The following is a 12635-nucleotide window of genomic DNA, read 5'->3' on the forward strand; positions in this document are numbered from 1 at the left end:
CAATCCGGATGGCGGAAGAGCCGGTGCCGGACCGGGCCGTGTTTTGCGGCATGGAGCTGCCGGAGCATACCGCCGCCATCCGCAACACTATCGCCAAGCGTCCGGCTTATAAAAAAGCCATGTCCATCAATTATGGTGCACTCATGGAGGTTCCCGATGGGGCCGCTTGAAGGCGTTAGTGTTCTTGATTTAACCAGCATGGTATCCGGCCCGATGGGGGCGATGATGCTGGCCGATCAGGGTGCCGAGGTCATCAAGGTAGAGCCGGTTCACGGTGAACAGTTACGCCACATGGCACCGCCGCATAATGGCGTTAATGCTCCGTTTTATTCATGCAACCGCGGCAAGAAATCTCTGGCCGTGGATCTGAAGTCCGACGAAGGAAAAGAAATCCTGATGAAGATGGTGGCCGGGGCGGATGTATTCATGCAGAACTTCCGCCCGGGGGCCATTGACCGCATGGGCTTTGGCGAAGAGGTGTTACGCGCCATCAACAAAAAACTGATTTATGTTTCCATCAGCGGTTTCGGCAATAAGGGCCCATACGCACAAAGCCGCGTTTATGACCCTGTCATCCAGGCGCTTTCGGGGGCAACCGATATTCAGGCAGACCGTGAATCGGGCCGCCCGCAAATGTTCCGCATCATAATTGCCGACAAGGTAACGGCCCTTACCCAGATGCAAGCCATAACGGCGGCGCTTTATGCGCGTGCGAACACCGGTCAGGGACAGCATGTCCGCCTCTCGATGCTGGATGCGATGCTGGCGTTTTTCTGGCCTGAAGGCATGTCCGGACTGGTTTTCGGAGAGCATGAGTTTGACGTGCGCAAACTGCAGGGCACGCAAGACCTCATCTATAAAGCCAAAGACCGCTACATCACCGCCGGGGCCATATCAGACTCCGAATGGAGCGGCATGTGCCGGGCGCTCAAGCGTGAAGACTGGCTGGATGATGAACGCTTTAATACGGCGGCCGGCCGGGTTGCCAATTCTCCGGAGCGCAAGAGGCTGACCGCTCTGGAAATTGAAAAATGGGACAGCGAGGAGATTCTTGCACGGTTTCAGGCAGAGGGTGTTCCCTGTGCGCCTCTGCTTGACCGTATGGAACTCATGGAACATGAGCAGATTCTGGCTAACGGGTCGATTGACCGCACGGTTTATGACGGCTTCGGGGAGGTGCGGCAGGCGCGTCCGGCGGCGCAGTTTGATAAAACGCCGAGCGGGATTGCGCGTCCCGCGCCAAAACTGGGCGAACATTCACGGGAAATTCTCACCGCACTGGGGTATGATGACGCAACCCGGCAAAGGTTCATTGATGAGGGGAAAGTGGGCGCCGCAACGGGATAAGATGACGTTATCCGGGCATTAAACCGGACATGTTATATGCAAAAATCCAGCATGTGGATTTTTGGCTTATATGCAAAAATCCAGCATGTGGATTTTTGGCTTATATGCAAAAATTTAGCATGTGGATTTTTGGCTTATATGCAAAAATTTAGCATGTGGATTTTTGGCTTATATGCAAAATCCAGCATGTGGATTGTTGGCTAAGGAGAATAAGGAGAGCGCAATGAGTACGAAACCCGTCTGTATGGTTTTAGGTGCCGGAGCCGGTATCGGCGGCAATGTCGCCAAGAAATTTGCATCGGAAGGCTATCATGCCGTTCTGGCGCGGCGCAGCGATAAAGAGGGATTAGACAGGCTGGTGAAAGACATCACCGACGCCGGCGGGGCGGCCAGCGGGCGCATGGTCAATGCCGTTGAGGACAATGCCATTGAAGATCTGATTGTTGATGTGGAAAAAAACATTGGCCCCATCGAGGTGATGATTTTCAATCTCGGCGCACAGTTCGGCAACCGCACGCTGGAAGAGACGCCCCTTAAACTTTTCGAACTAGGCTGGCGGATGACGAGTATGGCACTGTTCCGCGTGGCCAAGACGCTGGCCCCCATCATGGCCGAGCGGGGCGGCGGCAAGATTCTGGTTACCTCGGCGACCTCCGCCATGCGCGGTAATGCCGGGCAGCATGCCCATGCGGCGGCCATCGGCGGACGGCGGCTGTTATGCCAGTCGCTCAATGCCGAATTATCGGTTAAGGGTATTCACATTTGCCACATATATATAGATGCGGCGATTGAGGCCCCGGACACGCTGGGCAAGTTGCTGGGACCGGAACAGTTCGAGAAATTGCTGAACGAAAGAGGACGCGGCAAGGATCATCTGGTAGTGCCGGAAAAAGTTGCCGATACCTATTTTCATATTGCCCACCAGCACCGCTCGGCGTGGAGTCATGAAGTTGACATCAGGCCGTTTTCAGAACAACCCTGGTGGAACAACCGAAACGAGTGGCAAACCGGAAGAGGTAAAAAACCATGACCAAAACCCTGGAATTTATTATTGATCTCGCCAGCCCGAACAGCTATCTGAGCTATCACGTACTGCCCGGTATTCTGGACCGCACCGGCGCCGACCTGGTGCTGTATCCGTGCCTGCTGGGCGGTATTTTCAAACTGACCGGCAATCAGGCACCGATGATTGCATTTGGCGACATCAAGGGCAAGCTGGCTTATGATCAGCTGGAGACCGAACGGTACATCAAAAAACACGGGCTGACGCAATACAAACTCAACCCGCATTTTCCCCTCAATACACTGATGCTGATGCGCGCTGCGGTAGCGGCACAGCGTAACGGCAATCTCACCGAATATGTTGAAGCCGGCCTCAGGCATGTATGGGAAGACGGCTTGAAAATGGACGACCCTGACGTGTTCAAGGAGGCGATGACGGCCTCAGGTCTGGACGGTGAACGGCTGCTGGCGCAGACCGCCGAGCCGGAAGTAAAAGCGCAACTCATAGAAAACACCGATAAGGCCGTTGCCCGCGGCGCATTCGGCATTCCGACTTTCTATGTGGGCACGGAAATGTTTTTCGGTAAAGAACGGCTGGGGCAGGTCGAAGAAGAACTATCCGGATGATTGCCAAATGATTGCGTAACAAAAGAGGGATGAGAGATGACACTGACCGTAACACCGACCGGTGCCTCCTGCGGGGCCTTTGTGACCGGCGTTGATCTGACCGTCACCTTGTCGGCCGATCTGGTTGCCGAATTGCGGGCGCACTGGCTGGATCATAAAGTGCTGGCTTTTCCCGACCAGCCCATGAGCGATGACGATCTTGAACGCTTTACCCTGTATTTCGGCGAGTTCGGCGAAGACCCTTTCTTTGGCCATATTGACGGCCATGACCATATTGCGGCCATTCAACGCAAGGCCGATGAGAAGACGCGTATATTTGCCGAATTTTTTCATTCGGACTGGAGTTTTCTGGAGGTTCCTCCGGCCGGGACGTGTCTGTTTGGCATCACCATTCCGCCGCTGGGCGGCAATACGCTGTATGCCGACCAGGTTGCCGTCTATGAGCGTCTGCCCGACAGGCTGCGTGACAAGGCCGACGGGCTGACCGCCATTCATTCGGCCGAATTCGGGTATGCGCCTGACGGCGGGTATGGCGAAGAAGACGCCAAACAGGGGCGCAGCATGAACATTATCTTCAGCGAGAAGGCGCGTGAAAAATGCGAGCATCCGTTTGTGCGCACCCATCATGAGACCGGCAAAAAGGCGCTGTATTCATCCCCTTCCTATATTCAGGGGTTTGCCGGACTTGAGAAAGAAGAAAGCGATGCGCTGCTCACCGAGTTTTATGATTACCAAGTTTCGGAAGAGGTTACCTATTCGCACAAATGGTCAGAGAACATGCTGGTCATGTGGGATAACCGCTCACTTCTGCACGCCGCTACAGGCGGCTATGACGGCCATGACCGTCTGCTGCACCGCACGACCATTGCCGATACGCAGTTTTGAAGTGAGGGATGTATAGTGAGAGTCGGTTTCTACAATCTCAACACAATGAATATGTTGAGGTTTTCAACAGCAACACTGACAATCACACTACTGGTGGCTTGCGGCGGGGGTGATTTCGAAGTGCCAAACTATCAGGTCGTACGGGCTGAAGATAATATAGAAATCCGGCGTTATGACCCTATGATAATTGCCGAGGTAGAGGTGGCAGGTAAACGAGAAGATACTATTGGCGATGGTTTTCGTCTGCTCGCCGGTTACATTTTCGGCAATAATACGGTGCAACAAGACATTGCCATGACCGCACCCGTACAACAACAAATGAATCAGAAGATTGCCATGACGGCACCGGTCCAACAGCAATCAAGTGGTGCTTCATGGAAAGTCAGTTTCGTGATGCCATCACAGTACACTCTGGAAAGCCTGCCCAAACCAAATAATGATCAAATTATGCTTAGAGAAATTCCATCGAAGCAATTTGCCGTTATCCGGTTTTCCGGAACAAGCTCCGTTATAAATTTTACAGAACACGAAGCCAACCTCATAAATTTTATTGAGGTAAACGATATCAGCGTTACCGGCTCACCCAAATATGCGTTCTATAATCCACCATGGACGCTTCCCTGGATGCGTCGCAATGAGGTGATGATCGAGATTGAGCAATAATGACCGTGTCCGATAATTCCCTAATGCCTATTACCGACTGCCCCATAAAAAACGTCACGTTGCAGGGGGTTCGCCGGGTGTTGTATCCGGCGGTGTTTCCGGGGTAGCGTCCTCTCCTGAACTTTCTTCCTGTTCGCCTTCTTCTCCTGTGTCCTCTTCGCCTGCGCCTTCCTCTTCCGGCGGCATGCCGCGGGGCAGCGTTACAGTCATCTCGGTATATTCGTCCTGCACGCTATCAACCTTCAGAGTTCCCCCATGGGCCTGCACAATGTCGTTAGAAAGCGACAGCCCCAGCCCCGTCCCTTTGTCCGGCGGTTTGGTTGTAAAAAACGGATGGAAAATTCTCTCTTTAGCACTTTCGGGCACACCCTTGCCATTATCCCGAACACACACCTCGATACTGTCTCCCTTGTTGCGGCTGATGAGCGTCACCTGAGGCCGGTATTCCTTGTCGCCCTCCTTCTCAAGAGCGTGTCTCTTTTCATCTGTCGCCTGACATGCGTTGCTCACCAAATTCAGAAAAACCCGCCCTAAATCCTGCCCGATAACCTCCATCTCACCGACATCAGGGTCCATCTCCTCAATAATTTCGACATTGAAATCGGGATCCGTCGCCCGCGCACTATGATAAGCAAGCCGCGCATGTTCACCGAGCAATGCGTTGATGTCCTGTAAAGACCGGTCGCCTGACCCCCTGCCCATCTGCAACATGCTCTGCACGATGCGGTCGGCCCGGGTGCCGTTATCACGAATACGATTCAGATTTTCCGTAATGTCTTCGCCGATTTCTATAATGAGGTCACGATTCTTCTTATTCTCCTCATCATCATCCCCTTTTAGCAAATCCAGAGTCTCTACCAACTCCTCCATCAGTTCCGACGACCCTTCGGCAAAATTCTTAATAAAGTTAAGAGGATTGCGGATTTCATGGGCCACACCCGCCGTCAACTCACCAAGAGCCGCCAATTTCTGCTGCATAACAACCTGATCCTGAGCCTTCTGCAAATCATCAAATGCAATCTCAAGAACATCATTCTTCTTGCGTAATTCTTCAGCCAGTTTCTCGGCCAGATCAACACGTTGTGCCTCCAGAGCGTTCCGGCGAAACACATCCAGCGTAGCCGCCATACTTGCAATCTCGTCGCGCCCTTCAATACCAACTTCACCCTTCAAATCTCCATCCGCCATGCGCTGCATGCTCTCCGACAGCCGCTCAAGGCGGTGAGCCAAAATCCGCCTGACAAACAGCCAGCTAATCAGGATAGCGCCTGTCAGACTAATGATAACCAGCCCGATCAGAAGATTGCGGCCGGTATCAACCGCCTGACGAGACCCGTCAGTCGCCGTACGGGCATCTTCACGGGCAATCAATACCAACGCTTCCGCCCTTGTTACCAATTCAGCCGAAAGGGTGCGATTATACGCCAGCAATTCCTGCTCTTCATCACTCAGCAAGAGCGCCTCGGTCTGCACCTCCAACCCCTTTTCCCGGTCCGGATCCGTGCTGATGATCGGCTGTAAAACATTCTCGATCCTGTCACGCAATTTACTTTCCGGCAGTTCATACAGACGCTCTCTTATATGTTGCGCACTTGCCTCAAGACGCTCCCGAAGGGGCTCCAGGAGAGAAGAATCGGCAACATAAAACACCGTTCCCAGAGTTTGAATAGCGATAGCCACATCACTGTTGAGTTCCGACAAAAGACGATATATGTCGAACTGCGACACGCTAAAATTCTGGGTGCGTTGCTGCCGCGGTCCGTCAATCTCCAGACGGCCGGTTATGACATAAAAGACCTGATCATCAATGGCCTTTATCAATACGGAGTCAATCTGCGTACGCAAAGCGGCCAATTCTTCCTGAAGCACTTCAAGGCGGCGTCCCAGCGCAAGATTCTCACGCCGTGTTTGCTCAAGATCCCTAAGGTTGGTAATTAACGCACGACCCTGTTCCGACAGGAGTCTTAAGGGGGCGGATTTCGATGTGAGTTGCAAGGTGCCGGTTTCTTCGCTATCGGGAATCATGGCCTGTAGCTGTTTTTCAAAAAACTCCGTGTCTTTTGTGAGCTGTTCAGAAATGGCATCCAGTTGTTCATCGGTGGTGGCCGACGCCAGCTCAAACGCCGCATCTGCCAACTCGCTACCCAGTTGAGAAACACGAAACGCCGACGCCAGTTCCGGTATCGTTCCTTCACTCAACTGCAACTGGGTATTGCCAACCCGGTCAATAGAAATAAACGCCACCAAGCCGGTAATCATCATAAGAGCAACAGCAGCGCCAATGCCAAAATACAACTGGTTTGAAACCCGCAGCCAGTTAGCCGGTATTTTTAGAAGAAGATTAGATCCCGCTGCCGATATGCCTTGCAGAGGTTTCTCCAGAAACGCCGACACATTTCGTAGAAATCCGGTTGCCGCTGCCTGTATGTCCGGCAGGGATTTAGTCACCGCCGCCGGAACCGGTATGCTTCGCAGAAACCCGGTCACCGTGGCCATCATGCCTGACAGAGACCCGGCTACCGCCGGCGGTACATGTATGTTTTTAAGAAGCCTATCTAACGATGACCGTGTATTTGTCAGAAATTTCACCGCCGCCGCACGCACGTTCCGTAAAAGTTTAGACACCGCCGCCACTATGCCCGAGAGAAATTCCATCACCCTCGTACTCTTTCCTTAAGACTATTCACCGCACGGAAACCTCCGTTCTTATCAATGACAGTCAAAAATACGGCATCCGAACCCTGATTGTCCCCGGAACCAAAACGAAGGGCGAAGCCTTCCAGATCAACATCCCGTGCCAAAAGTAAATTGTTCACAAAACAGATGCGGTCCAGATTTTCCTTACAACCCTCAAGAGCAGCAATAGCCAGACGGCCTGCCAGATAGCCTTCAAAAGATACAACCCCGGGCGCCGCTTTCGGTGCATGGGCCGCCAGCGCCCTGCGATAGGCCACGGCAGCGGCGGGGGACCGACTCTTAGGGTCCGGGACCACCTGAGTGACAACCAGACCCTCACCCTGCGAACCTAACGCCCTGGCAAAAGCGTTGCTGCCTACAAAAGAGAGCGTTAAAAAAATCGGGTTAAAATCAATACGCCGCGCCCACAAAACAAAGGTGGCAACCGGCGTATAAGCCCCCACCATAATCACGGCTTCGGGTTTTCCGGCACGTAAATTCAGCAAAGCCGTTTTTATGGCGGTCGTGTTGCGCGGATAGACTCCTTCCGCCACTATCTTAAGGTTACGCCGGTCAAGAGCTTTTAATAAAGCGTCATACCCTGCCCTGCCAAAAGAATCATCCTGAAACAGCAGGCCGATACGCTTAATGTTCAGATCCTTTATCAAGCGCTCAACCATCACCTCTACTTCCTGATCATAAGAGGCGCGAAGGTTGATCACATTGCTCAGGGCTTTGTCGCGTAAAAAACCGGCGCCCGTAAAAGGCGCTACATAGGGAACATTATTATCTGCCGCAATCGGAACTGCAGAGCGCGATGTGGGCGTGCCCACGGCTCCAATCAGTGAAAAGACATTTTCCTCTTCAATCAGTTTACGTGTATTCGTGATGGCGCGGGACGGTTCGTAGGAATCATCAAGAGAGATCAGTTCAAGCCGCCGCCCGGCAACACCCCCACGTTTATTCGCCTCACTGAACGCCGCCTCAATACCAAGGCGCATGCCCTCTCCCAACGCTTTGGCGGGGCCGGAAAAGGCAGCCGACTGACCGAACACAATGCGGTCTTCATAAATCCCTGTCCGGATGATGACCTCATCGCCCTCTGCCTGATTATTGTTCCGGGGATTTTCCGTCTGATTAGCACCGGCCTGCTGCCCATAGAGCGCCGGCGCCCCCCCCATCGTAGCCGTCACAATCAGCGCAAAAACAAAAAGCCCGCGCGCCATATAACTCATGCATTCCTTCGCTTGACCAGTGTCAGGCAATTTTTATCTCCCTTGCGCTCATAGCGCACTTCATCTGACATGGTGCGCACCAGATGGACACCAAGACCACCTACCTGACGCTCTTCAACGGATGATGTCAGATCCGGCAGAGGGGCTTCGGCCAGAGGATCAAAAGCGCGACCATTATCCATAACCTCAACGGTAACCGACTCCGCACCTGAGTCTATTTCTACTTCTATTGCATGGCTTCCCCCCTCATCACCATCATAGCCGTAGGACACAATATTGGTTACCAACTCCTCAAGCATGAGTTTGATATGGAACTCGAACTCCGGAGCCCATCCCCGAGCCTGACTGAAAGCCTCTACAGCGGCATCCAACCTCGCCAGTTCATCCATCGTTGCTTCCAGACGCAATGAAAGATGATCACTCATGCTCCCTACCCCTTCCAATATAAAGTCAGACAAGTAATGTCGTCATACTGTTCAGCGTCACCTCCGAATTCGTCTACCGCTTTAAAAACCCTGTCGGTTACATCCTGCGCACCGGTTGGAGGCTCATCTGCAAACATTTTCTGCAAGCGCTCAACCCCGAACTGTTTTTCCTTATGGTCTTCGGCCTCCGTCACACCATCCGTATACATAAATACCGTATCCCCCGGCTTCAACTGAATGGAATGATTTTCATATTTACGGTCAGGAACCACGCCAAGGGCGACTCCAAGGGCATCCACCATATAGGTTGAACTACCATCGCTATGAATGAGCAAAGGCGGATTATGACCCCCGTTCACAAATTCCAGCTTGCCCGAGGACGCATTAAGCGCCGCAAAAAACAGCGTCGTGAACATCGCCGCTTCATTATTATCGCATAGTTGTTTGTTCACCTCGCCTACCACCATATCCGTGCGGGGATCACTACCAATGGAGGCTCCCTTAAGCAGAGTGCGGCTGGACATCATAAACATCGCCGCAGGCACACCCTTGCCCGAAACGTCGGCAACAGCCAGACCAATCCGCCCATCGGACAGAGTCACAATATCGAAAAAGTCGCCACCCACATTGCGGGCCGGCTTCATGCCGCCGTAGAGCTGATATTTATCCGTTTCAGGAAACGTGGTCGGCAAAATCATCTGCTGCATCTTCCGCGCTATATCCAGCTCATTCTCCAGCACAACCAGCTTATCCCGCGCGACCAAAGCATCTTTCATCATTGCAAGATGCTGCAAAGTGCGGTCAACGGTGACTTTCAGATCATCAAAATCTATCGGCTTAGTGACAAAATCAAACGCACCGCGATTCATAGCGGTGCGGATATTCTTCATATCACCATAGGCTGAAATAATAACGGCGCGTATACGCGGATTGATCTTGGGGATTTGCTGCAGCAAAGTAAGACCATCCATCTCCGGCATGTTGATGTCGGAGAGAACCATCTCAATACTCGGATCCTCATTAAGACGCGCTACCGCCTCTACGCCGTTGCCGGCAAAAACAAAATCATATTTTTTATCACGAATTTCACGACGCATCCGTTGCGTGACCATCCGCTCAAAATCGGCCTCATCGTCTACGACCAGAATTTTATGTGGTGCACCATCTGCCATAGTCTTGAAGCCCCTTTACCCCTCCTGAATTTCCGTTGATTATCCGACATCAACGCCAAGCCGTTATCAATGCCGGTTGATACCGGCGTTGATTAATACCAGTGCCAATGCGCCGCTGACGCTGTCGTCATCACACGCTCAATTTCATCAATCGCGCCGGCAACCTCGCGACCAATAAGATCCATCTTGCGCAGTTGCTCAATGCGGGATTGCACACGTTCAAAACCTTCGTCGGAAAAAAGATCCACCAGAAGGCTACAAGCATCAGCCAGACAAATTAAGGCAATGTCTCTGGGGTCCGGAATATCATCCGCGAGCAAAACGTTTGTAATCCGCAGTCTGGCCTCTTGCTCCGCACGGCCATCAACGGTCGCATAGCGATGCGAACTGAACATCCGCAGAAATTTCTCATCACGCCTTGTAAGAATGCCGCGGCTTACAAGACTACCCATCCCCCGGTCCCGAATTTTTTCCCCATGCGTCCAGGCCAACGCATCAATCCACGCCTTGGTGTTCATGGGCTTGTTCTGATCTTCACCAACGCGCTGTAGAACCTCGTCCAGCGTCTCATCGCCTACAGGCGTTCTATCAACAACAAAAAGCCGGTTCGGGTCCGTATCAATCTTGTTGTTAAACGCCAATTCCATCAAGGCCGCTGCCGTCACAATATATTTTACCGTATCCGTTCTCGCAGCCGGCAACCGTCCGTTGACGTCCAGCATTAACAGTAAAATCTCCTCGACAAACGTCAGCCTATCAAGTTTTTCGGTTGTGTTCATGTGAACGCCTTTACTGCCTCATCGCGGGCATCATAATTCTCGATTATGGACAAGAATCCGCTTACGTCCATAACCTCTTTGCAACTGTGTTGCAGTGCACACAATACCAGCTTACCCCCGCCTTCCTGACATTTGCGTGATCCAATCAGCACGGAGCGCAGGCCCGCACTGCTGATGTAAATCATCTTGCTGCAATCCAACAGTATGTTTGCGTCACCACGGTCAACAATGCCCGTAAGGCTCTCCTGAAACCCCGCAGCACTTGATCCGTCTATGCGCCCGACAGGCGATACCACCACAACCGAACCTTCTTTTGTTTCTTCAATTTCCATCTAATACACCCCTAGCTCTACAAGGTATTTTCTACATTATGCGCTTTGTAATAGACCTAAAAGCCCACGAAAGCACAAGCACTTTTCAGTGTAATCTATCAATATTTTTACCACAAGACCCTCTTTACGCCTCTCGATTCACCTTTTTTTGGGGCACTTTTCAGGCATTTTTAAACTCCGGCGGTAACGGTTAGGGGGCTACCACATGACCCCCACAAGCCAATGCCGCAGGACCGGAAGGTCTCAATTATAAGCCTGAAAGGCTTGCTCTTTACTTTTTGAACGGCACTGATGTCAGTTACCCGGACGCTCAAATGTGGCATCATGTCATAACAGGGAAGAGCAACCGTTAATGATTTTCCGACTCCTTATTTTTTGTATTTGCACCGGTTGTGTGATTGCGTTCTCTCCGCAGTCATCTTTTGCACCATCACCTCCGGCTCAAACGCCCGGTGCAAGAACTTCCCCTCATCCGGGTTGTGCCGACTGCCTGTTGTTTGAGACCATTCAACCCGGGTCATTCGTGATCGGGTCAAATATAAGAGATAGTAAAGCCGGGCCGGATGTGTTTCCGGCCGTCAATGTTACGATCGCCAAACCCTTTAAGATTGGTGTTACCCAGGTCACCCGCGCGCAGTTTGCAAAATTTGCAGATAAAACCGGGTATGACCCAAAACCGGGCTGCCGGACGCTCACCGACTTTGGATGGGTTCAGGACCAAAAAGCAGATTGGCGGAATGCAGGCTTCCACCAAACGGAGACCGACCCTGTCGTCTGTGTATCACGAGAGGATGCCTTAGCCTATATTAGCTGGTTGTCGAAACGGGACGGCAAGTCTTACAGGCTTCCTACCGAAGCAGAATGGCACCTTGCCAGCGCAGCAAACCGGCCGGCTCCATACTGGGGAACACGATATGACGTTTGTGATTTCGGCAATGTGCCCGACATCACATCAAAAAACAAAACGGCGAAAGTTGGCGAGCCGTGCAACGACGGCTCACTCTACACTGCACCGGCCGGCCTATATAAGCCTAATCCCAATGGCCTGTTCGACATGATCGGTAATGTGTGGGAATGGACATCAGATTGCTGGACCGGGAGTTATGACGGTTTGCCTGCAGACGGAGCGCCGTTCGTCGTACAAGGCTGCAAAAAATATGCCCTTCGGGGACACTCGTGGACGGATGCCCCCGGACCCGTAAGTCTGCACACACGCTACGCGCTACCGCCGGAAGCCCGGCAGGCGATCGTGGGTTTTCGGCTCGCGCAAGACATAACAGAGTCTCAAGAGTAAGACCGGAAATACATAAAATAGTCAGAAAAGCGGACGATGCCGGTTTTGACTTAGTTAGACTCAGAATGAGAAAAATCGGGTATTGATATATGATGGCAGGCCGTATGATTTAGAGGAGACTCACACATGACTTCACCCAATGGCCAGATTAAAGCCATAGCCCTTACGCCGGTAAAACGTGCCCCCATGGAGATCGTG

13 protein-coding genes are annotated in these 12635 nt (G+C 52.3%); 7 read left to right on the forward strand and 6 right to left on the reverse strand.

What is annotated here, in order from left to right:
- Positions 1–156: 156 nt before the first annotated feature.
- Genes V6Z81_10240 through V6Z81_10265 form a run of 6 tightly spaced genes read left to right on the forward strand, consistent with a single transcriptional unit; the run spans position 157 to position 4524 of the window.
- Positions 157–1347, forward strand: a complete 1191-nt coding sequence (locus V6Z81_10240; GenBank protein ID MEG9862844.1) for a CoA transferase — start codon at positions 157–159, stop codon at positions 1345–1347.
- Positions 1348–1383: 36 nt separating this feature from the next.
- Entirely contained in the window at positions 1384–1551 is a 168-nt protein-coding gene (locus tag V6Z81_10245) for a hypothetical protein (protein MEG9862845.1), read from the forward strand.
- Positions 1552–1570: 19 nt separating this feature from the next.
- Positions 1571–2377 (forward strand): SDR family NAD(P)-dependent oxidoreductase, encoded by an 807-nt coding sequence (locus V6Z81_10250; GenBank protein ID MEG9862846.1) that lies wholly within the window; start codon positions 1571–1573, stop codon positions 2375–2377.
- Positions 2374–2976: a 2-hydroxychromene-2-carboxylate isomerase gene (locus tag V6Z81_10255; GenBank protein MEG9862847.1), complete on the forward strand. Its 603-nt coding sequence runs from the start codon at positions 2374–2376 to the stop codon at positions 2974–2976. The genes V6Z81_10250 and V6Z81_10255 overlap by 4 nt, the downstream gene beginning before the upstream one ends.
- A gap of 36 nt (positions 2977–3012) precedes the next feature.
- On the forward strand, positions 3013–3861 hold the full coding sequence (locus V6Z81_10260; protein MEG9862848.1) for a TauD/TfdA family dioxygenase: 849 nt from the start codon (positions 3013–3015) through the stop codon (positions 3859–3861).
- Between the two features lie 15 nt (positions 3862–3876).
- Positions 3877–4524: a heme-binding protein gene (locus tag V6Z81_10265; GenBank protein ID MEG9862849.1), complete on the forward strand. Its 648-nt coding sequence runs from the start codon at positions 3877–3879 to the stop codon at positions 4522–4524.
- 54 nt (positions 4525–4578) lie between these two features.
- On the opposite strand, the gene V6Z81_10270 is transcribed toward V6Z81_10265, so the two are convergent.
- The 6 genes from V6Z81_10270 to V6Z81_10295 form a co-directional block, all read right to left on the reverse strand.
- Positions 4579–7179: an ATP-binding protein gene (locus tag V6Z81_10270; protein ID MEG9862850.1), complete on the reverse strand. Its 2601-nt coding sequence runs from the start codon at positions 7177–7179 to the stop codon at positions 4579–4581.
- A complete protein-coding gene (locus V6Z81_10275) occupies positions 7179–8435 on the reverse strand; it encodes an ABC transporter substrate-binding protein (protein ID MEG9862851.1) in 1257 nt (418 codons plus the stop codon). Before V6Z81_10275 ends, V6Z81_10270 begins: the two co-directional genes overlap by 1 nt.
- On the reverse strand, positions 8432–8860 hold the full coding sequence (locus tag V6Z81_10280; GenBank protein MEG9862852.1) for an ATP-binding protein: 429 nt from the start codon (positions 8858–8860) through the stop codon (positions 8432–8434). The genes V6Z81_10275 and V6Z81_10280 overlap by 4 nt, the downstream gene beginning before the upstream one ends.
- 5 nt (positions 8861–8865) lie before the next feature.
- Positions 8866–10032 (reverse strand): SpoIIE family protein phosphatase, encoded by a 1167-nt coding sequence (locus V6Z81_10285; protein ID MEG9862853.1) that lies wholly within the window; start codon positions 10030–10032, stop codon positions 8866–8868.
- 92 nt (positions 10033–10124) lie between these two features.
- Positions 10125–10811, reverse strand: coding sequence for a GPP34 family phosphoprotein (locus tag V6Z81_10290; GenBank protein MEG9862854.1), 687 nt, complete (start codon positions 10809–10811; stop codon positions 10125–10127).
- Positions 10808–11143 (reverse strand): STAS domain-containing protein, encoded by a 336-nt coding sequence (locus V6Z81_10295; protein MEG9862855.1) that lies wholly within the window; start codon positions 11141–11143, stop codon positions 10808–10810. Before V6Z81_10295 ends, V6Z81_10290 begins: the two co-directional genes overlap by 4 nt.
- A 352-nt stretch (positions 11144–11495) precedes the next feature.
- On the opposite strand from V6Z81_10295, the gene V6Z81_10300 reads away from it, so the two are divergent.
- Complete coding sequence (locus tag V6Z81_10300) at positions 11496–12437, forward strand: SUMF1/EgtB/PvdO family nonheme iron enzyme (protein ID MEG9862856.1); 942 nt, start codon at positions 11496–11498, stop codon at positions 12435–12437.
- Positions 12438–12635: the final 198 nt, after the last annotated feature.

This window comes from Parvularculales bacterium (assembly GCA_036881865.1).
GTDB lineage: Bacteria > Pseudomonadota > Alphaproteobacteria > JAPOUT01 > JBAJNM01 > JBAJNM01.